General features: G+C 70.8%; 15 protein-coding genes and 1 tRNA gene. 4 read left to right on the top strand and 12 right to left on the bottom strand.

Going from position 1 to position 25,049, the window contains the following annotated elements; genetic code table 11:
- Nucleotides 1–45 precede the first annotated feature (45 nt).
- The 3 genes from IE206_RS34675 (at nt 46) to IE206_RS34665 (ending at nt 6,353) form a co-directional block, all read left to right on the top strand.
- Nucleotides 46–4,671, top strand: coding sequence for an ATP-dependent helicase (locus IE206_RS34675; RefSeq protein ID WP_189969360.1), 4,626 nt, complete (start codon nt 46–48; stop codon nt 4,669–4,671).
- Nucleotides 4,672–4,757: 86 nt separating this feature from the next.
- Nucleotides 4,758–5,525, top strand: coding sequence for a DNA-formamidopyrimidine glycosylase family protein (locus tag IE206_RS34670; protein ID WP_189969357.1), 768 nt, complete (start codon nt 4,758–4,760; stop codon nt 5,523–5,525).
- 63 nt (nt 5,526–5,588) lie between these two features.
- Nucleotides 5,589–6,353 carry an SDR family NAD(P)-dependent oxidoreductase gene (locus tag IE206_RS34665; protein WP_189969355.1) on the top strand — a complete coding sequence of 255 codons (765 nt, stop codon included), beginning with the start codon at nt 5,589–5,591 and terminating at the stop codon, nt 6,351–6,353.
- Here IE206_RS34665 and IE206_RS42775 read toward each other — a convergent pair.
- The 10 genes from IE206_RS42775 to IE206_RS34620 form a co-directional block, all read right to left on the bottom strand.
- Nucleotides 6,301–6,537 carry a hypothetical protein gene (locus IE206_RS42775; protein ID WP_373301032.1) on the bottom strand — a complete coding sequence of 79 codons (237 nt, stop codon included), beginning with the start codon at nt 6,535–6,537 and terminating at the stop codon, nt 6,301–6,303. The genes IE206_RS34665 and IE206_RS42775 overlap by 53 nt on opposite strands.
- Before the next feature lie 160 nt (nt 6,538–6,697).
- Nucleotides 6,698–7,168 carry a Dps family protein gene (locus tag IE206_RS34660; protein WP_189969353.1) on the bottom strand — a complete coding sequence of 157 codons (471 nt, stop codon included), beginning with the start codon at nt 7,166–7,168 and terminating at the stop codon, nt 6,698–6,700.
- 196 nt (nt 7,169–7,364) lie between these two features.
- Entirely contained in the window at nt 7,365–7,754 is a 390-nt protein-coding gene (locus IE206_RS34655) for a helix-turn-helix domain-containing protein (RefSeq protein WP_053726410.1), read from the bottom strand.
- Nucleotides 7,755–7,863: 109 nt separating this feature from the next.
- A complete protein-coding gene (locus tag IE206_RS34650) occupies nt 7,864–8,373 on the bottom strand; it encodes a CinA family protein (protein WP_189969351.1) in 510 nt (169 codons plus the stop codon).
- Entirely contained in the window at nt 8,370–9,038 is a 669-nt protein-coding gene (gene pgsA / locus IE206_RS34645; protein ID WP_189969349.1) for a CDP-diacylglycerol--glycerol-3-phosphate 3-phosphatidyltransferase, read from the bottom strand. The genes IE206_RS34650 and pgsA overlap by 4 nt, the downstream gene beginning before the upstream one ends.
- A complete protein-coding gene (rimO, locus tag IE206_RS34640; protein ID WP_189969347.1) occupies nt 9,035–10,504 on the bottom strand; it encodes a 30S ribosomal protein S12 methylthiotransferase RimO in 1,470 nt (489 codons plus the stop codon). The genes pgsA and rimO overlap by 4 nt, the downstream gene beginning before the upstream one ends.
- A 60-nt stretch (nt 10,505–10,564) precedes the next feature.
- Nucleotides 10,565–11,395 carry a helix-turn-helix domain-containing protein gene (locus IE206_RS34635; RefSeq protein WP_189969345.1) on the bottom strand — a complete coding sequence of 277 codons (831 nt, stop codon included), beginning with the start codon at nt 11,393–11,395 and terminating at the stop codon, nt 10,565–10,567.
- A gap of 289 nt (nt 11,396–11,684) precedes the next feature.
- On the bottom strand, nt 11,685–14,450 hold the full coding sequence (locus IE206_RS34630; protein WP_189969344.1) for a DNA translocase FtsK: 2,766 nt from the start codon (nt 14,448–14,450) through the stop codon (nt 11,685–11,687).
- A 125-nt stretch (nt 14,451–14,575) separates the two neighbouring features.
- A complete protein-coding gene (locus IE206_RS34625) occupies nt 14,576–15,250 on the bottom strand; it encodes a response regulator (protein WP_189969342.1) in 675 nt (224 codons plus the stop codon).
- A gap of 244 nt (nt 15,251–15,494) precedes the next feature.
- Nucleotides 15,495–20,993, bottom strand: coding sequence for a hybrid sensor histidine kinase/response regulator (locus IE206_RS34620; RefSeq protein ID WP_373301031.1), 5,499 nt, complete (start codon nt 20,991–20,993; stop codon nt 15,495–15,497).
- A gap of 305 nt (nt 20,994–21,298) precedes the next feature.
- On the opposite strand from IE206_RS34620, the gene IE206_RS34615 reads away from it, so the two are divergent.
- Nucleotides 21,299–24,001: a SpoIIE family protein phosphatase gene (locus IE206_RS34615; protein WP_189969337.1), complete on the top strand. Its 2,703-nt coding sequence runs from the start codon at nt 21,299–21,301 to the stop codon at nt 23,999–24,001.
- Between the two features lie 56 nt (nt 24,002–24,057).
- Here the strand turns inward: IE206_RS34615 and IE206_RS34610 are convergent.
- Both IE206_RS34610 and IE206_RS34605 read right to left on the bottom strand, forming a co-directional pair.
- A tRNA-Thr gene (locus IE206_RS34610) sits at nt 24,058–24,130 on the bottom strand.
- Between the two features lie 89 nt (nt 24,131–24,219).
- Nucleotides 24,220–24,897 (bottom strand): DegT/DnrJ/EryC1/StrS family aminotransferase, encoded by a 678-nt coding sequence (locus IE206_RS34605; protein WP_189969335.1) that lies wholly within the window; start codon nt 24,895–24,897, stop codon nt 24,220–24,222.
- Nucleotides 24,898–25,049: the final 152 nt, after the last annotated feature.

Raw genomic sequence — 25,049 nt, 5'->3', positions numbered from 1 at the left:
CGCAGGTCCGGGCCGTTGTCAGTGGGTGGGTGCACGATGGGGACCATGGCAAGGACAGCGCTGGACTCCTTCTCCCCCGCGACGCGCGGCTGGTTCACGGGGGCCTTCACCGCGCCCACCGCGGCGCAGGAGGGCGCCTGGCGGGCGATCGCGGAGGGTTCGGACGTCCTGGTCGTCGCCCCGACCGGGTCCGGCAAGACCCTCGCCGCGTTCCTCGCCGCCCTCGACCGGCTGGCGGCCACGCCCGCTCCCGCCGAGCCGAAGAAGCGCTGCCGGGTGCTGTACGTGTCTCCCCTCAAGGCCCTCGCGGTCGATGTGGAGCGCAATCTGCGCTCGCCGCTGACCGGCATCCGCCAGGAGTCGGTGCGGCTCGGGCTGCCCGAGCCGGAGGTGCGGGTCGGCATCCGGTCCGGGGACACCCCGCCCGCCGAACGCCGGGCTCTCACCACTCGTCCTCCGGACATCCTGATCACCACGCCGGAGTCGCTGTTCCTGATGCTCACGTCCGCCGCGCGCGAGGCGCTCGCGAGCATCGAGACGGTGATCCTGGACGAGGTGCACGCGGTCGCGGGCACCAAGCGGGGTGCCCATCTGGCGCTGTCCCTGGAGCGGTTGGACGAGCTGCTCCCGAAGCCGGCCCGCCGGATCGGTCTGTCGGCGACGGTGCGTCCGGTGGACGAGGTGGCGCGCTATCTGTCCCCGCAGCGCAAGGTGGAGATCGTCCAGCCGCCCTCCGCCAAGGAGTTCGACCTGTCGGTGGTCGTGCCGGTGGAGGACCTGGGCGAGCTGGCCGGCTCCCCGGCGGCCGATGCCCAGGAGGGGGCCGAGAAGCCGTCGATCTGGCCCCATGTCGAGGAGCGCATCGTCGACCTGGTGCAGGCCCACCGCTCGACCATCGTGTTCGCCAACTCCCGCCGCCTGGCGGAGCGGTTGTGCAACCGGCTCAACGAGATCGCGTACGAGCGCGCCATGGGCGCACCGCTTCCCGAGGCGCACTCCCCGGCGGATCTGATGGGCGGTTCGGGCGCCGCCGCGGGCGCCCCCGCGCTGCTCGCCAAGGCGCACCACGGTTCGGTCTCCAAGGAGCAGCGGGCGCTCGTGGAGGAGGACCTGAAGGCGGGCCGCCTTCCGGCGGTGGTGGCCACGTCCAGTCTTGAGCTGGGCATCGACATGGGCGCGGTGGATCTGGTCGTCCAGGTCGAGTCGCCGCCGTCGGTGGCCTCCGGGCTGCAGCGCGTGGGCCGGGCGGGCCACCAGGTGGGCGCGGTCTCCACGGGGGTGGTCTTCCCCAAGTACCGCGGCGACCTGGTCCAGTCGGCGGTGGTCACCGAGCGGATGCGCACCGGGGCGATCGAGTCGCTGCGCATTCCGTCCAATCCGCTGGATGTGCTGGCCCAGCAGTTGGTCGCGATGACCGCGCTCGACACCTGGCAGGTGGACGACCTGATGGCGCTGGTGCGCCGGGCCGCGCCGTTTGCCGCGCTTCCCGAGTCGGCGTTCACGGCGGTCCTGGACATGCTGGCGGGCCGCTATCCGTCCGACGCCTTCGCGGAGCTGCGGCCGCGCGTGGTGTGGGACCGGGTGGCGGGCACAGTCACCGGCCGCCCCGGCGCCCAGCGGCTCGCGGTCACCTCGGGCGGCACCATCCCCGACCGCGGCCTGTTCGGCGTCTTCCTGGCCGGGGCCGACCCGAAGAAGGGCGGCGGCCGGGTCGGCGAGCTCGACGAGGAGATGGTGTACGAGTCACGGGTGGGCGATGTGTTCACCCTGGGCACCACCTCCTGGCGGATCGAGGACATCACGCGCGACCGGGTCCTGGTCTCGCCCGCGCCCGGGGTGCCCGGCCGACTGCCGTTCTGGAAGGGCGACCAGCTGGGCCGTCCGCTCGAACTGGGCCGCGCGCTCGGCGCGTTCCTGCGCGAGGTCGGCTCGCTCACTCCCGACGACGCCCGGCTGCGCCTGCTGAGCGCGGGTCTCGACGCCTGGGCCGCGGACAATGTGATCGGCTATCTCGACGAGCAGCGCCGCGCCTGCGGCCACATCCCGGACGACCGGACGATCCTGGTCGAGCGTTTCCGGGACGAGCTCGGCGACTGGCGCGTGGTCATCCACTCCCCCTTCGGCGCCCAGGTGCACGCCCCCTGGGCGCTCGCGCTCGGCGCCCGCCTGGCCGAGCGCTACGGCATGGACGCCCAGGTCATGCACGCCGACGACGGCATCGTGCTGCGGCTGCCCGACGCCGACCTGATGGGCCTGGATCTCCTCGACCAGGACCCGGCGCACCTCGACTCGACCTACGACAGCGAACAGGCCCCCGTAGGGGCCGCGGACACGGTGTTCGACAAGGGCGAGATCGAGCAGATCGTCACCGATCAGGTCGGCAGTTCCGCGCTGTTCGCCTCCCGCTTCCGCGAGTGCGCCGCCCGCGCCCTGCTGTTGCCGCGGCGCAACCCGGGCAAGCGCACCCCGCTGTGGCAGCAGCGCCAGCGGGCGGCTCAACTGCTGCAGGTGGCAAGTGAGTTCGGGTCGTTCCCGATCGTCCTCGAAGCGGTCCGCGAATGCCTCCAGGACGTTTTCGACGTCCCCGGCCTGACCGAGCTGATGGGGGATCTCGAAGCCCGCAGGGTGCGTCTGGTCGAGGTCACCACACCGGAGCCGTCCCCGTTCGCCCGCTCCCTCCTGTTCGGCTATGTCGCGCAGTTCCTGTACGAGGGCGACTCCCCGCTCGCCGAACGGCGGGCCGCCGCGCTCTCCCTCGACTCGCGCCTGCTCGCCGAGCTGCTCGGCCAGGCCGAGCTGCGCGAGCTGCTGGACGCCGAGGTCCTGACCGAGCTGGAGCGGGAGCTCCAGTGGCTCACCGAGGACCGCCGCATCAAGGACGCCGAGGGCGTCGCCGACCTGCTGCGGGTCCTCGGGCCGCTCACCGACGCCGAGCTGGCAGCCCGGGGCGCCGAGCCCGGCTGGGCCCCGGAGCTGGGCGCCGCGCGCCGGGCCATCCGGGTCCGCATCTCCGGCACCGACCACTGGGCGGCGATCGAGGACGCGGGACGGCTGCGCGACGCGCTCGGCACAGCGCTGCCGGTCGGCGTCCCCGAGGCCTTCACCGAGCCGGTGAAGGACCCCCTCGGCGACCTGCTGTCCCGGTACGCGCGCACCCACGGCCCGTTCACCTCGGCCACGGCCGCGGCCCGGTTCGGCCTCGGCACGGCGGTCACGGACGGCGCGCTGCAACGCCTCGCGACCTCGGGCCGGGTCGTCCAGGGCGAGTTCCATCCGGCAGGCATCGGTCAGGAGTGGTGCGACGCGACGATCCTGCGCAGGCTGCGCCGCCGCTCCCTGGCCGCGCTGCGCCAGGAGCTGGAGCCGGTGCCACCCGCCGCGCTCGCCACCTTCCTCCCCCAGTGGCAGCATCTGGGCAGCAACGGCCTGCGCGGCATCGACGGGCTGGCCCGCGCCGTGGAGCAGTTGCAGGGCGCCGCCGTCCCGGCCTCCGCCCTGGAGAAGCTGATCCTGCCGTCCCGGGTCGCCGACTACAGCACGGGCCTCCTCGACGAGCTCACCACGACCGGCGAGGTCGTCTGGGCCGGGGCCGGCGCGCTGCCCGGCAAGGACGGCTGGATCTCCCTGTACGTGGCCGACGCGGCCCCGCTGCTCCTGCCGCCCCCGCACCCGCTCGAACTGACCGCGCTCCACGAGTCGGTGCTCACCGCGCTGGCCCCCGGCTACGGCCTGTTCTTCCGCCAGCTCGCCGACCAGGTCCGCGCCACCACCCACCCGGAGGCAACCGACCCCCAACTGGCCGACGCCGTGTGGGACTTGGCCTGGTCCGGGCGGCTCACCAACGACACGCTGGCGCCGCTGCGCTCCCTGCTCGGCTCCGGGCGCACCGCGGGTTCCACCGCCCACCGCGCCAAGCGGCCCGTCCCGCGCGGCCGCTACGGCACCCTGACCGCCGCGGCCCGCCCGGCCTCGCGCACCGGGCCGCCGACGGTCTCGGGCCGCTGGTCCCTGCTCCCGCCCCGCGAGCCCGACCCGACCCACCGCGCCCACGCCCTGGCCCGCACCCTCCTGGACCGGCACGGCGTGGTCACCCGGGGCGCGGTGCAGGCCGAGGGCGTCGAGGGCGGCTTCTCGGCGACGTACCGGATCCTGGCGGCGTTCGAGGACAGCGGGCAGGCCCGGCGCGGCTATGTGGTCGAGGGGCTCGGCGCGGCCCAGTTCGCGATGGACGGCGCGGTGGACCGGCTGCGGGCGGCCGCCACCGCCCGGGACCGGGGCGCCGACGCGCACACCGCCCCGCAGGCGGTCGTCCTGGCGGCCGCCGACCCGGCCAATGCGTACGGTGCGGCACTGCCGTGGCCCGAGGCACCGGGCGGGGCCGGCCACAAACCGGGCCGCAAGGCGGGCTCCATGGTCGTGCTGGTCGACGGCGAGCTCGTGCTGTATCTGGAGCGCGGCGGCAAGTCCCTGCTCGCCTGGGCGACCGAGCCGGACGATCCAGTGCTGACCGCGGCCTGCGGGGCCCTGGCGGGTGCGGCGCGGGCGGGCCGGCTCGGCACGATCACCGTGGAGCGGGCCAATGGCGACGCCGCCCTGACGTCCCCGCTGGCCCGCTCGCTGGAGACGGCGGGCTTCGTTCCGACCCCGAGGGGGCTGCGCCTGAGACCCTGACGCGCCTCCGAGCTAAGACACGGCAGCCGTCCTGCCCTCACCGCCCGGGCGAGGCCAACCGTCCCCGCCCCCGGCAGAATGGACTCATGCCCGAAGGTGACACCGTCTACCAGGCCGCGCGGCGGCTGCACGCGGCGCTGGCCGGGCAGGTCCTGACCCGGTCCGATCTGCGGGTGCCACGGTTCGCCACGGCGGATCTCACCGGGCGGGCCGTCCTTGATGTGACCCCGCGCGGCAAGCATCTGCTGACCCGGATCGAAGGCGGGCTCACCCTGCACTCCCACCTGCGGATGGACGGGTCCTGGCGGATCTACGGGCCCGGCGAGCGCTGGGGCGGCGGGCCCGCCCATCAGATCCGGGCGATCCTCGGGAACGCCGGGCACACGGCCGTCGGCTACCGGCTGCCCGTGCTGGAACTGCTCCGCACCCAGGACGAGCCCAAGGCGGTCGGCCACCTGGGCCCCGATCTCCTCGGCCCCGGCTGGGACGCCGATTCCGCCCTGCGCAACCTCCTCCAGGACCCGGCCCGCACCATCGGCGACGCCCTGCTCGACCAGCGCAACCTTGCCGGGGTGGGCAACGTGTACAAGTCGGAGATCTGCTTCGCGATCAGGGCCGTCCCCTGGCTGCCGATCGGCGAACTTCCCTCTCCCGAGCGCCTCGTGGCCGTCGCGAAGCAGCTCCTGGAGGCCAACAAGGACCGCCCGGTCCGCCAGGCATACGTCTACGGCCGGGCCGGCCGTCCGTGCCCGCGCTGCCGGTCCCCCATCCGCACCGCCACCCAGCGCGACCCCTCGGGCCGCGAGCGCCCCACCTACTGGTGCCCCAAGTGCCAGCCCGCGCCCACCCTTTGACGCCCCGCCGAACATCACTCCCACTTATTGACGGACCGTCAGATCCAGTCGTACCGTCCCGGCATGCCTCTCACGGCGTACGACCTCAGCGACCGCACGGCCTTCGTCACCGGCGCAGCGAGCGGGATCGGCCGCGCCAGTGCCCTGATGCTCGCGGAGGCCGGTGCCGCGGTGCACTGCGCGGACCGCGACGAGGTGGGCCTGGCCGAGACCCGGGCGCTGATCACCAAGGCGGGCGGCACCGCCCATGCCCACCCGCTGGACGTCTCGGACCGCGCGCAGGTGAAGGCGGCCCTGGAAGCCGCGGGCCCCGTCCACATCGTGGTGGCGATCGCGGGCATCATGCACACCAGCTCGGTCCTGGAGACCGAGGACGCCGACCTCGACCGGGTGCTGTCCGTCAACTTCCGGGGCGTGCTCCACGCCTGCCAGGAGGCGGCCCGCACGATGATCGCGCGCGGCATCCGGGGCTCCATCGTCACCATGGCCTCGGGCGCCGTGGACTCCTCGCGGCCCGGCCTGTTCTGCTACAGCGTCTCGAAGGTCGCGGTCGTCCAGCTCACCAGGACGCTCGCCGCGGAGCTCGGCCCGCACGGGATCCGTGTGAACGCCATCGCCCCCGGCTGGGTCCGCACCCCCATGACCGGCCGGCACGCCGCCGAGCAGCAGGAGCAGATCGAGTCCATGATGCTGCGGCTCTCCCCGCTCGCCCGGCTCGGCGAACCCGAGGACATCGCGCACGCGGTACTGCATCTCGCCGCGGATGCCTCGGCGTTCACGACGGGCCAGATCCTCCGTCCCAACGGCGGCGTCTCGATGCCCTGGTAGAGCCGGACCGCGCGCTCGGCCCAGGTGTCACATGGACCGGCAGCAGGCTCAGCCCCCAGCCGCCCGCAACCATCGCGCCCTCGACGAACCCCGTCCGACCGGGCACCAGCGCCATGCGCAGCACGGCCCACCACCACAGCGCCGCAACAACCAGCGCGGGCACCCAACGCACCGCCACCGCCATGGGCCGCCTCCCCGGGCCGACGCTAGACCGTCGGAAATCCCGCGGGGAGGGCGCACGGGCGCAAGCCCGGCGCCCTCCCGGCCCCCCGCGGTTCACCGCGCACGACCGGGTCCGTTCATCGTGTATCCGTGCGCGGCGGCGCATGGTTGCGTACGGCGGTTCAGACGGTCTCCGCCTGGAACATCCACGCGTGCTTCTCGAGGTCGGCCGTGAGCCCGATGAGGATGTCCTGGCTGATCGGGTCGGGGTCGGCGGTCGCCTCGATGCGCTCGCGCATCCGGCCGATCACGATGCCGAGCGCGTCGACCAGGACCTTCACGGCCTCTGCGTCCTTGATCCAGCCGTCCGGAACGGTGTCGATCGCACTCGACTTCGCCACCGTGGCGGAGCGCCCGTCCGGGCTGACGCCGACGGCGGAAGCCCGCTCGGCCACCGTGTCCGAGTGCAGCCGCGCGGTGTCGACGACCTCGTCGAGCTGGAGGTGCACGGACCGGAATCGCGGACCGACCACGTTCCAGTGCACCTGCTTGGACACCAGCGAGAGGTCCACGAGATCCACAAGCGCACCCTGCAGCGCGTCGCCGACCACCTTGAGGTCGGCGTCGGACAGCGGGCTCTTGATGTAGGACATGCATTTCCTCCACTCCGGACGGAACGTCCGCGCACGCACGAGGGGAACGCTCGCACGAACTATGCGGACGTTTGCGCGATCTCCTACCACCCTGCCACAGAAGCCCCAAAACGGTCACAGCGGAAAGGGCTGAGCCCCGGTTGGTCACCTGGTGACCAACCGGGGCTCAGTACAAGCCTGGGTGCGAGCCTGACAATCAGGCCGCGACGACGTCCACCGCTTCCGCGGGCGCCTTGATCGTCACCCGCTCCGTCGGCACACCAGTCACCGACGTCACGGAGATCGAATTGAGCATCGGACGTACCGGCGCACGCACCGGCACCGGGTCACTCGCTGCCGCAGAGGCAGCGAGCTCGGCGAGTGCCAGCTCGTCGCTCACTTCCCGCATGAGCTCGGACATCCGTACGTCAAGCGCGTCGCAGATCGCGGAGAGCAGCTCGGAGGAAGCCTCCTTCTGCCCCCGCTCCACCTCGGAGAGATAGCCGAGTGAGACTCGGGCGGACGAGGAGACTTCGCGCAGAGTACGGCCCTGGCGCTGGCGCTGCCGACGCAGCACGTCACCCAGCAGGCGACGGAGCAGAATCATCGGTGGCTCCCTCCTCGGACCGCGTAGCCGCATCCTTCACGCCCCACCGTACCGCCTCGCGCCGCGGCCGTGCGGGGAGCGATGTCGTGTTCACTCAGGGCTGCAAACATCAAATCCCCCCGTTCTGTTCCGTATCCTGTGCCCGCCCATCCTTGCGGAGTTCACTGGAGAGCAGTTCGAGCACGCTGCGTACACTCTCCATACGAATTTCCGCCCGGTCGCCGTTCAACCGCAATGCGACGGTTTTCTTGGCTCCCGCCGGACCAACGGCCGAAACGTATACCGTCCCGACCGGTTGGCCGTCCTGTGGTTCGGGGCCCGCGACGCCCGTGGTCGCGATCCCCCAGCTCGACCCGAGCACCTCGCGCACCCCCGCCGCCATCTGCAGCGCGACGTCGGGATCGACCGCCCCGCGCTCGGCCAGAAGGGTCCCGTCCACACCCAGGACGTCCCGCTTCAGCTCGGTCGCGTAGGCCGTCACCGAACCGCGGAAAACGCGCGAGGCACCGGGCACCGAGGTGAGCTCGGCCGCCACCAGGCCGCCCGTCAGGGACTCCGCCACCGCAAGCGTCTGGTCACGATCCGTAAGCAGACGCAGAACCCGGGCCGCTTCGCTCACAACGCGGATCCCCCGGCGGCGCGCTGCGCGGCAAGTCCCTTGCGCCTCAGCACAATCGCCTGACGCACGTAGTCGAGCCCCGTGACGACCGTGAGCACCACCGCGACGGCCATCACCCAGAAGCGCAGGGTGGCCAGCGGACCCGTCAGCGCGAGCACGTACATTCCGGTCGCGGTGCCCTGGGCGAGCGTCTTGAGCTTTCCACCGCGGCTGGCCGGAATCACTCCGTGCCTGATGACCCAGAAACGCATGAGCGTGATCCCGAGTTCCCGGAACAGGATGACCGAGGTGACCCACCACGGCAGATCGCCGAGCAGCGAGAGGCCGATCAGCCCGGCTCCCATGATCGCCTTGTCGGCGATCGGGTCGGCGATCTTCCCGAAGTCGGTGACCAGGTTGTACGTGCGCGCCAGATGCCCGTCGAAGATGTCGGTGATCATGGCGACGGCGAAGGCCACCCAGGCCCACGCGCGCATCGCCGGGTCGTACCCGCCGTCCGCGAACAGCAGCACGACGAAGCCCGGCACGAGCACCAGCCGGATCATCGTGAGGATGTTGGCGATGTTCCAGAGGCTGGCCTGGTTGACGGCCGCAGCGCCCAGCTTGCCGCCGGGCGCCGGCGCCCGGCCGGTTCCGCCCGCCGCCGATGCCGGGACTCCGGTCATCTGCCCGCCTCCTCAACCCCGTCAAGCAGTTCGACCACCAGGTCGACACCTTCGGTACCGACCACCTTGGCCTCGACGATACGGCCGGGCGCAAGACCGGCGCTCTCGGTGAAGATCACCTGGCCGTCGGTCTCGGGCGCCTGGTGCTCGGCGCGGCCGACCGCGCCGTCCTCGTCGTCGACGGTCTCGACCAGGACGCGCACGGTGTCGCCGATGCGCTCCTCGGCACGCTGCGCGGTGAGCTCCTCGGCGAGCCTCGACAGGTGCGCGAGCCGCCCGGCGATGGTGTCCGCGTCCAGCTTGCCCTCGTAGCCGACCGCTTCGGTGCCCTCCTCGTCGGAGTAGCCGAAGACGCCGATGGCGTCGAGGCGGGCGGCCGTGAGGAAGCGTTCCAGCTCCTTGAAGTCCTCCTCGGTCTCACCGGGGAAGCCGACGATGAAGTTGGACCGCACACCGGCCGTCGGCGCCTTGGCACGGATCGTGTCGAGCAGTTCGAGGAACCGCTCGGTGTCGCCGAAGCGGCGCATCGCGCGCAGCACGCCGGGCGCCGAGTGCTGGAAGGAGAGGTCGAAGTACGGCACGACGTTCTCGGTCGACGTCAGTACGTCGATGAGGCCCGGCCGCATCTCGGCGGGCTGCAGGTAGCTGACCCGTACCCGCTCGATGCCGTCGACCGCGGCGAGCTCCGGGAGCAGCGTTTCGAGCAGCCGGATGTCGCCGAGGTCCTTGCCGTACGAGGTGTTGTTCTCGGAGACCAGCATGACCTCCTTGACGCCCTGCTCGGCCAGCCAGCGGGTCTCGCCGAGCACGTCGCTGGGGCGGCGGGAGATGAACGAGCCGCGGAAGGACGGGATGGCGCAGAACGAGCAGCGCCGGTCGCAGCCGGAGGCCAGCTTCACGGAGGCGACCGGGCTGGTGTCGAGGCGGCGGCGCAGCGGGGCGCGCGGCCCGGAGGCGGGCGCGAGACCGTCGGGGAGGTCCTCGGGGGCGGTGTCCTGCGCGTGCCCGGGCAGCGCCACGTCGGGCGCCGCCTGCCGCTCGGCGGGGCTGATCGGCAGCAGCTTGCGCCGGTCGCGCGGGGTGTGTGAGGCGTGGATGCCGCCGTTGAGGATGGTCTGGAGGCGGTCGGAGATGTCGGCGTAGTCGTCGAAGCCGAGCACGCCGTCGGCCTCGGGCAGCGCCTCGGCGAGGTCCTTGCCGTACCGCTCGGCCATGCAGCCGACGGCGACGACGGCCTGGGTCTTGCCGTGATCCTTGAGATCGTTGGCTTCGAGGAGGGCGTCGACGGAGTCCTTCTTGGCGGCTTCGACGAACCCGCAGGTGTTGACGACGGCGACGTCCGCGTCCGATGCGTCCTCGACGAGCTCCCAGCCGTCCGCTGCCAAGCGGCCTGCGAGCTCCTCCGAGTCCACCTCGTTACGGGCGCAGCCAAGAGTGACAAGGGCGACGGTGCGGCGTTCGGGCATGGACTCAAGACTACTTTGTCCTGGCCCACGCCCCCGCCGCGAGGGTCGTGGGCCCGGGAGTCAGCCGGCCTGGGGGTCGCCCTTGGTGTAGCTCAGGCGCTCGACCTGGCCGTCCTCGAACTTGCTGTCGATCTTCTTGCCGTTGACGTAGAGCTCGATCGCCCCGGCGTTGCCGAGGACGAGGTCGACCTGCTGGCCGTCCTGGAACGTCTGGGCCTCGCCCTTCTGGAGCAGGCCGTCGAAGAGCATCTTGCCGTTGTGGTCCTTGGCCGAGATCCAGCTCTTGTCGTTGGTCGCGGTGACCTTGACGGTGACCTTGTCGCCCGGCACCGCGGCGATGGCGCTGTCGGACGGGGTGGGGGTCGGCCTGGGGGCGGGGGGCTTGGGCGGGAGGGCGCTGGCCGACGGCAGCTTCTGCTGCGCGGGGCCCTCGGCGACGGAGGTGCCGCCCTTGCCCTTGTCGCCGCCGCTGAACATGGTGAATCCGACGAAGCCGACGACCACGACGATCGCGGCGACCATGGCGGCGGTCCAGTTGGGCCGGCGCGGCTCGGGCCGGATCCGCTCCGCCTCGAACAGGGGGGCCGCGGGGGTGGGCGCGGGACGGCCGCCGTGATCGGCGTCGTACCGCGCGACCAGCGGGTCGGGGTCGAGGTGGACGGCCTGGGCGAACGTGCGGATGTGGCCGCGCGCGTACACATCACCGCCGCACCGGGAGAAGTCGTCCTGCTCGATCGCGTGCACGATGGGGATGCGCACCCGCGTGGTGGAACTGACCTCGTCGACCGTCAGTCCGGCGGCGATACGGGCCTGCTGAAGTGCGCGGCCGATCGAAGGCCCGTCGTCTTCGATCGGAGGCCGGTCGTCTTCGGGAGAGTTGCCGATGGACACGGGGGCGCCTTTCGAGCGTGAGCCACCTGCTGGGTGTTCAGTCTAGGGGGGGTACGAAAGAGTGGGGCAACCGGGAGAGCGGACTTTGTACGCCATCGGTATGGCCACGCCCCTGACTGCGGAACAGTGACCACACTTGCTTTCCCGTCCCCCTCAACTTGACGTACAGCCAAGGGAAACGGTTGCTCGGCCATCCCGTACGAGTGCTGTTTGGGCCGGTCGGCTGTCAGCCGACAGGTGGTGTCCGCTGATAGCCCATCTATCTACCCCAATTCGCCCCCCGACAAACTCAGGGGGCCTCTCCCCGGATCACCGCCAGCACGCCGTCGAGTTCGTCCGGCTTGACCAGGACATCCCGCGCCTTGGAGCCCTCGCTGGGCCCGACGATGTTGCGGGACTCCATCAGGTCCATCAGCCGGCCCGCCTTGGCGAAGCCGACGCGGAGCTTGCGCTGGAGCATCGACGTCGAGCCGAACTGGGTGGAGACCACGAGTTCGGCCGCCTGGCAGAGCAGGTCCAGGTCGTCGCCGATCTCCTCGTCGATCTCCTTCTTCTGCTTGGTGCCGACGGTGACATCGTCCCGGAAGACCGGGGCCATCTGGTCCTTGCAGTGCTGGACGACGGCCGCGATCTCGTCCTCGGTGACGAAGGCGCCCTGCAGCCGGGTCGGCTTGTTCGCGCCCATCGGCAGGAACAGACCGTCGCCCTTGCCGATCAGCTTCTCGGCGCCCGGCTGGTCGAGGATGACCCGGCTGTCGGCGAGCGAGGAGGTCGCGAACGCGAGCCGCGAGGGCACGTTCGCCTTGATCAGGCCGGTGACGACGTCGACCGAGGGACGCTGGGTGGCGAGCACGAGGTGGATGCCGGCGGCGCGGGCCAGCTGAGTGATGCGGACGATCGCGTCCTCCACGTCGCGCGGCGCGACCATCATCAGGTCGGCGAGCTCGTCGACGATCACCAGGAGGTACGGATACGGCGTCAGCTCGCGCTCGCTGCCCTCGGGCAGCTTCACCTTGCCGTTGCGGATCGCCTCGTTGAAGTCGTCGATGTGGCGGAAACCGAACGCCGCGAGGTCGTCGTAGCGCAGGTCCATCTCGCGCACGACCCACTGGAGCGCCTCGGCGGCCCGCTTCGGGTTGGTGATGATCGGCGTGATGAGGTGCGGAATGCCCTCGTACGCCGTCAGCTCCACGCGCTTGGGGTCGACGAGCACCATGCGCACGTCCTCGGGCGTGGCCCGCACCATCACCGAGGTGATGAGGCAGTTGATGCAGGAGGACTTTCCGGAACCGGTGGCTCCGGCGACCAGGACGTGCGGCATCTTGGCGAGGTTGGCCATGACGTAGCCGCCCTCGACGTCCTTGCCGAGCGCCACCAGCATCGGATGGTCGTCCTCGGCCGCGTCCGCGAGGCGCAGCACATCGCCGAGGTTGACCATCTCGCGGTCGGTATTGGGGATTTCGATGCCGACGGCCGATTTCCCCGGAATCGGCGAGATGATCCGCACGTCGGGGCTGGCGACGGCGTACGCGATGTTCTTGGCCAGGGCGGTGATGCGCTCGACCTTCACGGCCGGCCCGAGCTCGACCTCGTACCGCGTGACCGTCGGGCCGCGGGTGAACCCGGTGACGGTGGCGTCGACCTTGAACTCCATGAAGACGTTCTGCAGCGAGGCGACGACGGCATCGTTGGCGGCGCTGCGGGTCTTGCCGGGCCCGCCCTTCTCCAGGAGCTCCAGGGAGGGCAGCGCGTAGGTGATGTCCCCGGCGAGCTGGAGCTGCTCGGCGCGCGGCGGCAGCGGCTCGGTGGCCGAGGGCGCGGACTTCGTGAGATCCGGTACGACGGGAAGGGCGCCCGGCGTGGCCTTCGGCGCCCTGGGCTCGGCCGGGGCTTCGGGCTCGGCCGGCCGGGCGACCGGCAGCGAGGTGGCCTGTTCGCGCTCCCGCTCGACGGAGACGCCCTGCGTGAGGTCCGCGACGACGGGCGAGGGGGGAAGGCCGTTCAGCACGGCGCCGTCCAGCGCAGCGGCCGCGGCGGCTGCCACGTCGACCGGGTCGAGGCCGCCGTTCTCGAACGCCGGTTGCACCGAGGCGCGCCGGGGCTTGCGGCGCCGCGAGAGCGCCTCCTCCTCGGCCCGCTCGGGGACCTGCTCGACGGGGGCGGCGGAGCGTCGCCGGGTGCGCGGCGCGGGCTCGGCCTCGCGCCACTCGTCGTCGTACAGCTCCTCGTCGCCCTCCTCGCCCGGGAGCGCCTCGATGACGCCGAGCTTGACGCCGAGAAGCCGCAGCCGCTGCGGGATGGCGTTGACCGGGGTCGCGGTGACCACGAGCAGCCCGAAGACGGTGAGCAGCACGAGCATCGGCACGGCGAGCACGTCGCCCAGCGTGAATTCGAGTGGCTTGGACGAGGCCCAGCCGATCAGGCCGCCCGCGTCCTGCATGGCGTCGGTGCCGTCGTTGCGGCCGGGCGAGCCGCACGCGATGTGGACCTGGCCGAGGACGCCGAGGACGAGCGCGGACAGGCCGATGACGATGCGCCCGTTGGCCTCGGGCTTCTCGGGGTAGAGGATGAGCCGGATCGCGATGGCCCCGAGCAGCAGCGGCACCACGACGTCGAGCCGGCCGAACGCGCCGGTCACCAGCATTTGCACGAGGTCGCCGACCGGGCCGCGCAGGTTCGACCAGGTGCCGGCGGCGACGATCAGCGCGAGGCCGAGGAGCAGCAGCGCGACGCCGTCCTTGCGGTGGGCCGGGTCGAGTCCCTTGGCGCCGCGTCCTATTCCGCGGAACATCGCGCCGACGCCGTGGGCCGCGCCGAGCCAGACGGCGCGCACGAGCCTGTACACGCCGCCGGTCGGGGAGGGCGCCGCTTTGGGGGCGGGCTTGGGCGCCGCCGCCTTCTTCGCGGGCGCCTTCTTGGCGGCGGTCTTCTTCGCGGGCGCTTGGGGGGCCGCGGCTTTCTTCGCGGGCGCAGCCTTCTTCGCCGGGGTACGGCCGGTGCGCTTCGCGGTGCCCGCCGTGCCCTGGGAACCCTTGCCGGACGTACGTGAGGCCATGGGCTTGAGGTTACCTGGGTCGGCGGCGGTGGACACGTGTGCCTACGGCTTCACCCGTCCGTGTCGTACGCCCCAAAGGAATCTGGCGTCACGTCAGTTGGACGCGGCGTCAGATTCCGTGGCCGTCAGTTCTGCGACGGGAGCGTGGGCGCGCCGCCGGTGCCGGGCTCAAGGGCGTCCAACGCCCGCCGCAGACCGGTGAGCTTGCGTTCCAGGTGGGCGGCCGTGGCGACCGCCGCGGCGTCCGCGGAGTCGTCGTCGAGCTGCTTGGAGAGCGCCTCGGCCTGCTCCTCAACTGCCGCGAGCCGCGCGGACAGTTCGGCGAGCAGGCCCGCCGACTCCTTGGCCGCGCCGCCGTGGGCGCCACCCTCCAACTGGAGCCGCAGCAGGGCCGCCTGCTCGCGCAGCTGGCAGTTCTTCATGTACAGCTCGACGAACACCGAGACCTTGGCGCGCAGCACCCAGGGGTCGAACGGCTTCGAGATGTAGTCCACCGCGCCCGCCGCGTAGCCACGGAAGGTGTGATGGGGGCCGTGGTTGATGGCCGTGAGGAAGATGATCGGGATGTCCCGCGTCCGCTCACGCCTCTTGATGTGCGCGGCGGTTTCGAACCCGTCCATTCCGGGCATTTGGACGTCCAGCAGAATGACCGCGAAATCGTCCGTAAGCAGCGCTTTGAGCGCTTCCTCCCCTGACGATGCCCGCACCAGTGTCTGATCGAGCGCAGAGAGGATGGCCTCCAGCGCCAGCAGATTCTCCGGCCGGTCATCGACCAGGAGGATCTTGGCCTTCTGCACCATGGCCCGTCCTCCTCGCCCCGGCAGTGCACCGGGCGCCGCCCCAGGGGACGACTCCCTTGCGTCGCCCGTCCTTGTGCCGGTCATGGTAGCCGCACCCCGCCTGTCGCCACACCCTGTCACCGCGATGTCACTGTGCACGTAGCAGAAACGCAGTGGGAGACCAGAAGGTTCCCCGAATACCGCCGCCTCACACGCCTTCGGCCACAGTCAGTCAGCAACGCCCAGTCATTCGTACAGCAGACGATCACTTCCCTCGCATCCACTGCTCCATGACGGAAAGCAGATGGTCCGGATCGACCGGCTTCGTCACATAGTCGGAGGCGCCGGACTCGATGGCCTTCTCGCGGTCCCCCTTCATCGCCTTCGCGGTGAGCGCGACGATCGGCAGACCGGCGAACTGCGGCATCCGGCGAATCGCCGAGGTCGTGGCATAGCCGTCCATCTCGGGCATCATGATGTCCATCAGGACGACCGCGGTGTCCTCGTGCTGTTCGAGGACCTCGATGCCCTCCCGCCCGTTCTCCGCGTACAGCACCGAAAGCCCGTGCTGCTCAAGGACGCTGGTCAGCGCGAAGACATTGCGTACGTCGTCGTCGACGATCAGGACCTTCTCGCCGGCGAACTGGAACGTCCGCGCGGGGGCCCGCTCCGGCTCGGCCGCCTCCCAGCTCTCGCCGGTGGCGACGGACTGCCCGGGCATCGCGGCCTCCTTCTGCCCCTCCGCGCCGAGCACCTTGCGGCGCCGCCGGAAGAGGCCGGCCGTGCCCGGCTGGGAGACTCCCTGCCCGGTCTGCGCCCCGCCGTTGTGCTGCGCGAGCTCGGGGCGGGCGGCCTCGATGGCGAGGCCGGCCGCGCCCTCCATGCCGCCGGGGGCGAGCTGCGGATAGCCCTGGGGGGGCAACTCGCTCAGGTGCAGCGGGAGATAGAGCGTGAAGGTGGAGCCGCGGCCCGGCTCGCTCGCCGCGTGGATCTCGCCGCCGAGCAGCCGCGCGATCTCGCGGCTGATGGAGAGGCCGAGGCCGGTGCCGCCGTACTTGCGGCTGGTCGTGCCGTCCGCCTGCTTGAACGCCTCGAAGATGACCCGCATCTTGCCGGCCGCGATTCCGATGCCGGTGTCGGTGACCGAGAACGCGATCAGGTCGGAGTCGGCGTCGCGCAGCGAGCCCGCCTCCAGGAGCTGCTCCCGGATGGCGTGCGGTACGTCGGAGCCGGCCGGGCGGATGACGAGCTCGACGGCGCCGCTGTCGGTGAACTTCACCGCGTTGGACAGCAGGTTGCGGAGCACCTGCAGCAGCCGCTGCTCGTCCGTGTGCAGCGTCGCGGGCAGCTCGGGCGAGACCCGTACCGAGAAGTCGAGGCCCTTCTCCGCGGTGAGCGGGCGGAACGTCGCCTCCACGTAGTCGACCAGCTGGACAAGGGCGATCCGGGTCGGCGAGACGTCCATCTTGCCCGCCTCGACCTTGGAGAGGTCGAGGATGTCGTTGATCAGCTGAAGCAGGTCGGAGCCGGCCCCGTGGATCGTCTCGGCGAACTCGACCTGCTTGGGCGAGAGGTTGCCCTCGGCGTTGTCCGCGAGCAACTTGGCGAGGATGAGCAGCGAGTTGAGCGGCGTGCGCAGCTCGTGCGACATGTTCGCGAGGAACTCGGACTTGTAGCGCATGGAGACGGCGAGCTGTTCGGCGCGCTCCTCCAGGACCTGCCGGGCCTCCTCGATCTCGGTGTTCTTCACCTCGATGTCGCGGTTCTGCTGGGCGAGCAGCTCGGCCTTCTCCTCAAGTTCGGCGTTGGAGGCCTGAAGGGCCCGCTGCCGGTTCTCCAACTCGGCCGACCGCTCTCGGAGTTGCTCGGTGAGCTCCTGCGACTGCTTGAGCAGCACCTCGGTCTTGGAGTTCACCGAGATGGTGTTGACGCTGGTCGCGATCATCTCGGCGATCTGGTTGAGGAAGTCCTTCTGAATGTGTGTGAACGGCTGGAACGAGGCCAGCTCGATCACCCCGAGGACCTTCCCCTCGAACAGCACCGGCAGCACGATCACATGCGCGGGCGGCGCCTCGCCGAGCCCGGAGGAGATCTTGAGGTAGCCCGGCGGCACGTTCTCCACCAGGATCGTCCGCTTCTCCTCGGCAGCCGTGCCGATCAGCGTCTCACCGGGCCGGAAGGAGGTCGGCATGGAGCCGGCCGAGTACCCGTAACTCCCGCGCATCCGCAGCTCGTACGAGCCGTCGCCCTCCGCGCTGACGTCCGAGGCGCTGCCCGTGGGCATCGCCAGGAAGAACGCGCCGTGCTGCGCGGAGACGACCGGCGTCAGCTCGGTCATGATCAGCGAGGCGACGTCGTCGAGGTCGCGGCGGCCCTGCATCAGGCCGGAGATGCGGGCCAGGTTGCCCTTGAGCCAGTCCTGCTCCTTGTTGGCGACGGTGGTGTCGCGCAGGTTGGCGATCATGGTGTTGATGTTGTCCTGGAGGGCCTGGATCTCGCCCGCCGCGTCCACGTCGATCTTCAGGTTGAGGTCGCCTCGGGTCACCGCGGTCGCCACGGCCGCGATCGCGCGGACCTGCCGGGTCAGGTTCCCGGCCATCTCGTTCACCGATTCGGTCAGATCGCGCCAGGTCCCGTCGACGTCGCGCACCCGGGCGTGACCGCCCAGCTGACCCTCGGTGCCCACCTCACGGGCCACCCGGGTGACCTCCTGGCCGAACGAGGACAGCTGGTCGACCATCGTGTTGATGGTGTTCTTCAGCTCCTGGATCTCGCCGCGCGCATCGATGTCGATCTTCTTGGTGAGATCGCCCTGGGCGATGGCGGTGGTGACGGTGGCGATCTGCCGCACCTGTCCGGTCAGGTTGTCGGCCATGGAGTTCACCGACTCGGTGAGGTCCTTCCACGTACCGGAGACGCCGGGCACCCGGGCCTGGCCGCCCAGGATGCCGTCCGTGCCCACCTCGCGGGCCACCTTGGTGACCTGCTCGGCGAACGAGGACAGGGTCGTCACCATCGTGTTGACGGTGTCGGCGAGTTCGGCGACCTCGCCGCGCGCCTCGACCGTCACCTTCTTGGTGAGGTCACCGTTGGCGACCGCCGCCGAGACCCGGGAGATGTTGCGCACCTGGGTCGTCAGGTTCGCGGCCATCAGGTTGACGTTGTCGCTGAGGTCCTTCCAGATGCCGGTGACCCCGCGCACCCGGGCCTGACCGCCCAGGATGCCCTCCGTACCCACCTCACGAGCCACCCGGGTGACCTCGTCGGCGAAGTTGGACAGCTGGTCGACCATCGTGTTGACGGTCGTCACCAGCTCCAGGATCTCGCCCTTGGAGTCGACGGTGATCTTCTTGGAGAGGTCGCCCTCGGCGACCGCCGTCGTCACCTCGGCGATGTTGCGCACCTGTGAAGTCAGGTTGTTGGCCATGAAGTTGACGGACTGGGTGAGGTCCTTCCAGGTGCCGGACACGCCCTGCACCTCGGCCTGACCGCCCAGAATGCCCTCGGTGCCCACCTCGCGGGCCACCCGGGTGACCTGCTCGGCGAAGTTGGAGAGCTGGTCGACCATCGTGTTGAGGGTGTTCTTCAGCTCCAGGATCTCGCCGCGGGCGTCCACGTCGATCTTCTTGGAGAGGTCGCCCCGGGCGACCGCCGTGGCGACCTGGGCGATGTTGCGCACCTGGGCCGTGAGGTTGCCGGCCATGCCGTTCACGGAGTCGGTCAGGTCGCGCCACACCCCGGCGACGCCGGGCACCTGGGCCTGGCCGCCGAGACGGCCGTCGGTGCCGACCTCGCGGGCGACTCGGGTGACCTGCTCGGCGAAGGCGGAGAGCTGGTCGACCATCGTGTTGATGGTGTTCTTCAGCTCCAGCATCTCGCCGCGGGCGTCCACGTCGATCTTCTGCGACAGGTCGCCCCGGGCGACCGCCGTGGTCACTTGGGCGATCTGACGCACCTGTGAAGTCAGGTTTCCCGCCATGAAGTTGACGGAGTCGGTGAGTTCCTTCCAGGTGCCCGAAACGCCGTCGACGCGCGCCTGGCCGCCGAGCCGGCCCTCGGTGCCCACGTCCCGTGCCATTCGCGTGACCTGGTCGGCGAACGACGACAGCTGCGCCACCATCGTGTTGACGGTGTTCTTCAGCTCCAGCATCTCGCCCGCGACATCGACGGTGACCTTCTGCGACAGGTCGCCGTTGGCGACCGCCGTCGTCACCTGCGCGATGTCCCGCACCTGCCCGGTGAGGTTGCGGAACGCGGTGTTGACGGAGTCCGTCAGGTCCTTCCACGTCCCGGCAGCACCCGGCACCTCCGCCTGACCGCCGAGCCGGCCCTCGATGCCGACCTCGCGGGCGACGCGGGTCACTTCGGAGCCGAACGACTGGAGCTGGTCCACCATCGTGTTGACGGTGTTCTTCAGCTCCAGCATCTCGCCGGCCACATCGACGGTGACCTTCTGGGTCATGTCACCACTGGCGACCGCCGTCGTCACCTGCGCGATGTCCCGCACCTGGGTCGTCAGGTTGCGGAACACGGTGTTGACCGAGTCCGTCAGGTCCTTCCACGTCCCCGCGGCGCCGGGCACCTGCGCCTGCCCGCCGAGGAGTCCTTCGGCGCCGACCTCGTTGGCGACGCGGGTGACCTCGTCCGCGAAGGTACGCAGCGTCTCGGTCATCTGATTGATGGTCTCGGCGAGCTGCGCGACCTCGCCGCGTGCGTTGACCGTGACCTTCTGCGACAGGTCACCGCTCGCCACGGCCGTGGTCACCTGGGCGATGCCGCGCACCTGGGCGGTGAGGTTCGTCGCCATCACGTTGACGGAGTCGGTGAGGTCCTTCCACACCCCGGCCACGCCCGGCACCTGCGCCTGCCCGCCGAGCTCGCCCTCAGTGCCCACCTCGCGCGCGACGCGGGTCACCTCCGAAGAGAAGGAGGACAGCTGGTCGACCATCGTGTTGACGGTGTTCTTCAGCTGGAGCATCTCGCCGGCCACATGCACCGTGACCTTGCGCGACAGATCGCCCTTGGCGACAGCGGTGGTGACGAGAGCAATGTCACGTACCTGTGCCGTCAGCCGGTACGCCATCGTGTTGACGGAATCCGTCAGATCCTTCCAGGAACCGGACATACCGCGCACCTGGGCCTGGCCGCCGAGCTTGCCCTCCGTGCCGACCTCAAGGGCGACCCGCGTCACCTCATCGGTGAAGGCGGACAGCTGGTCGACCAGGTTGTTGACGGTCCGCCCGACCTTGAGGAACTCTCCGCGCAGCGGCCGCTCCGCACCGTCACTGCCGTGCGACCGCAGATCCATCCGCTGTTCCAGATCACCCTCGGCCACCGCCGAGAGCACCCTCCCCACCTCCGAGACCGGCCTCGCGAGATCGTCCACCAGCGCGTTGGAAGCGTCGATCGCGGCCGCCCAGGAGCCCTCACAGGCCCCGTTCTCGAGCCGCTCGGTCAGCTTTCCCTCACGCCCGACCATCCTGCGCACCCGGGCGATCTCGCCGGTCAGATGCAGATTGCGGTCCGCGACCTCGTTGAAGACGGCCGCGATCTCTGTCATCACCCCGTCGCCGGACACCGTCAGGCGCTTGCGGAAGTTCCCGTCCCGCATCGACGCGAGGGCCGCGAGCAGCCGCTGCAGCGCCGCCGTGTCCACCTCGGTCGTACCGTTACTCCCACGCTTGTGACTCCGGGCCTGTTGAGTCCGGGACTGATCGTCTTTCGCGCGCGTGCTTACGCCCCGCGCTGCTGCGCCAGACTCCACCGTGTCCCTCCCGCAAGGGTTGACCGCACTGCCCGGGCTGTCTCCGGAAGCATGCCCAGTGTTTCACCATGGCCGAACCAGGCCATAACAGTTCGGCAGCTTCGCATATCCGTCCCCGCCCACGGAGGGCGGAAACACTGGTGACCGGCATCCGCTCGGACAGCGAAGGTAAGTAACCTGGCTTCCGGCTGTCCAACCGCCCCGGTCCGCCCGGCATGGGGGCGGTTCGTACCCTTCTGCTCGGTAAAGCTTGGGGGAGGGCGGCACAAAGGACGACCACGGGACACCGGAGGGGGCGGGCCGACATGGGACTGTTGATTCCCGGAGAGCACGTTCCGGAGCCCCGGCAAGGAAATCCGGGCGACGAGACGCGTACGAGGAGTTCTGTGATCACCGCGCGGGCGGCAGCCAGCTTCGACCCTGTCGGGCGGTCGGTCGCGACCGCCCGCGCCTTCGTCCGGGACACCCTCCAGGGGTGGGGCTATGCGGACGTCGTGGACGACGCTGTGGTCCTGACCAGCGAACTCGTCACCAACGCGGTCGTCCACGCCGGCACCAAGGCGGACGTCCTGTGCCTGCGCTCCGACGACGGCGTACGCGTCGAAGTGGCCGACCGCTACCCCGAACGTGAGGTTCCGCTCCTCGGCTCCCCCGCCGACGTCGCCGGACCCGACCGCGAGAACGGCCGCGGCCTGCTGCTCTGCGCCGCCCTCGCCTCCCGTTGGGGTGTCGAGTACACGCCAACCAGAAAAAATGTCTGGTTCCAACTCGATCTTCCCAACCGCCCCGTGGGCACCCGCTCCGCCGGACCGGCCCTGCCGACCGCGCTGCTCCCCGTCACCGACGGCAGAGTCCGCGTCGCGGTCGTCCAGATCGACCGCGCCGGCGCCGTCCGCGCCTGGAACGAAGACGCCGAGGAACTCTTCGGCTACCCCGCCGAGCAGGTCACCGGCAAGGCGCTCACCGACTTCGCGGCCTGGCCGCACACCCCCGGCACCTCGACCGGCATCGTCGAGGCCCTCCAACTGTCGCGCTGGGAAGGCACCTACGGGATAAGGGGCGCCGACGGCCGCGTCGTCCCGGTCTACGCCTCGCACCTGCGGGTCCGAGACACCGAGGGCGAGCCGTCCACGGTCTGCCTGCTCGTGCGCGACGACGAGCGCGCGGTCCTGCAGTCCCCGGTCCGCCAGCCCGCGACCGACCCGGTCGCCCTGGGCGAGAGCCGCAACGTCGACCCGTTCGAGGTCTTCATCGGCTCCCCCGCCCCCGACGACCTCGACGGCCTGCTCCAGCGCACCGTGGAGCGCGCCCGCGACATGCTCGACGGCGATTCCGCCTTCCTGCTGCTCGCCACCGACGACGAGACCGAGCTGGAAGTACGGGCCACCACCGGCCTCCCCTCGGCCCGCCAGCGCTTCGCCCGGGTCCCCGTCGAGGCCGGCACCGGACGGTACGGCTCGGCCCGGATGCCCGCCGTCCACGAGGACCTCGCGGCCGTGCCCGGCGCCGTTCCGCTGCTCGAAAGCACCGGCATGCGCTCGGTCGTCACCGTCCCGCTCAAGGTCGAGGGCCGCCTCACCGGATCGCTCGGCGTCGCCGCGGAATCCCCGGGCCGCTACTCCAACGAGGAGGCCCTGCGCCTCCAGTTCGCCGCCGACCGCATCGCGCTCGCCGTCGAATCGGCCCGCCTGGGCGAGCTGGAACGGCTGCGCAGAGGCTCGCTGAGCTTCCTCGTCGAGGCCTCCGACCTCCTGGCCGGCACCCTGGACCGCGACCAGACACTGGCCCTCATGGCCCAGATGACCGTCCCCACCCTGGCCACCTGGTGCGCCGTCTACACGATCGCCGACCAGGCCTCGGACCCGTACCTCTCCTACGTGCTCCACGAGGACGAGGAGCGCATCGACGGCCTCAAAGCCCTCCTCTCCAAGATCAACCCGCCGGAGCCGGTACCCACCCCCGGCGCCCGCGTCTGGACCGCCCCCGGGGAAGCCGCCCACCATGCCGCCCTCCGCGTCTCCATGCGCGATCTCGGCCGCTCCGGCAGCCCCCACACGGGCGGCGGCCTCGGCACCACCCTGTCGACGGCGGCCGCGGTCGGCGGCGAGACCGTCGTACTGCCGCTCGTGGCCCGCAACCGCGTCATCGGCATGCTGACACTCGGCAAACCGTCGGACGACCACTTCCGCCAGGAGATCCTCGAACTCGCCGAGGACCTCTCGCGCCGGGCCGCGCTCGCCCTCGACAACGCGCGCCTGTACTCCGAGCGCATGGCCATCAGCCGCTCCCTCCAGCGCTCCCTGCTGCCGCCCGGCCTGCCGCAGATCCCGGGCGTCGAGGTCGAAGTGATCTACCGCGCGGCCGGCGAGGGCAACGAGGTCGGCGGCGACTTCTACGACCTCTTCCCCATCCGGGACGGCGCGTACGGCTTCGCCATCGGAGACGTCTGCGGGACGGGCCCGGAGGCCGCCGCGGTCACCGGCCTCGCCCGGCACGCCCTGCGCCTGCTCGCCCGCGAGGGCTTCGGCGGCCCCGCGGTCCTGGAGCGCCTGAACGCGGCGATCCTCGACGAGGGAGCCCGCAGCCGCTTCCTGACGCTCCTCTATGGGGAGTTGTGGCCCCAGGAGGACGGCAGCGCCATCTTGAAGATCGTCTGCGCCGGCCACCCGCTCCCCCTGCGCCTGCGCCAGGACGGCTCGGTCGAACCGGCCGCGGACCCGCAGCCCCTGCTCGGCGTGATGGAGGACCTGGAGCTGTACGAGCAGACGATCACCCTCGACCCGGGCGACGTCCTGCTCTGCGTGACCGACGGCATCACCGAGCGCCGCGAGGGCACCCGCATGCTCGGCGACGACGGCCTCACCGACGTCCTCGCCTCGTGTACGGGTCTGACCGCGGGCGCGGTCGCTGCCCGCGTACTCCGAGCGGTCGAGCGCTTCGCCGCCGAACCGGCCTCCGACGACATGGCGATCCTGACCATGCGCATCCCGGAGCAGGCCAAGCGATAACCGCGAGAGGGTACGCGAAAGGCCCCGCCCATTGGGCGGGGCCTTTCGGATTGTTGAGCCCCCATGCGGAATCGAACCGCAGACCTTCTCCTTACCATGGAGACGCTCTACCGACTGAGCTATAGGGGCCGGTTGTTGTTTCGGGGTTTCCCCCTCACCAACGAGATAAAGCATACCCCGAATCAGACGGTGTTCCGAACCACGGTCACCGGTTCCGGCTATGCGGGTTGCAGCAGCCCGCCGAGCGCGTTGCAGACAGACACCAACCGCCGCAATTCCGCCTCGGAAAGCCCGTCGAGCGAGGGCAGCGCGAGCGTCTCGTCGGCAGCCCGCTCGGTCTCACCGAGCATCCACCCGTCCCGCCGGAACTCCCGCACCCGGTGTACGGGAATGGGCACGGGCACCTCGCACTCGACCCCGCGCCGCCGCAGCAGCCGCGCGAACGCATCCCGGTCGGGCCGCCCATTGCCGGGCACGCGCACGACGTACCGCTGATAGCGATGCCCTTCGGCCGGCGTGGGCGTCTCCACGCCGGCAAGCCGCCGCCCCAAGTACCCGGCCCGCTCGCGCCGTTGAGCGACATCCCCACCGAGACCCTCGCGATCCTCCTCCTCAAGGAGCAACACCCCATGGCTGGCTGCCAGTTGAGCAAACCGCGGGACATCGGCCGGATGCCCGAAGCGGTGTACGAGTATGACAGCGGCAGTCCTGGACGTGACGACCTGGCCGACGGCGTCCGGGGCCAGGCAGTAGGTCAGCGGATCGATGTCGGCGAACACCGGCACGGCCCCGGCGGCGACGACAGCCCTGGCCAGCTCGCCGGTGTCGTAGGCCGGCACGATCACCTCGTCACCGGTCGCGACACCGGCAGACTCGAGCGCTCCTGTCATCCTCATGACAGCGGATCGTCCTCTTGCCACATGAACGCCAGGTAAGCGGGCACAAAAAAACGCTGGCCCCCGAACCGAAGTTCAGGGACCAGCGTTGAAGATTTGTTCGGCGGCGTCCTACTCTCCCACAGGGTCCCCCCTGCAGTACCATCGGCGCT

It is taken from the genome of Streptomyces violascens, assembly GCF_014649955.1.
Lineage (GTDB): Bacteria > Actinomycetota > Actinomycetes > Streptomycetales > Streptomycetaceae > Streptomyces > Streptomyces violascens.
This window is presented reverse-complemented; position numbering and strand designations above follow the sequence as displayed.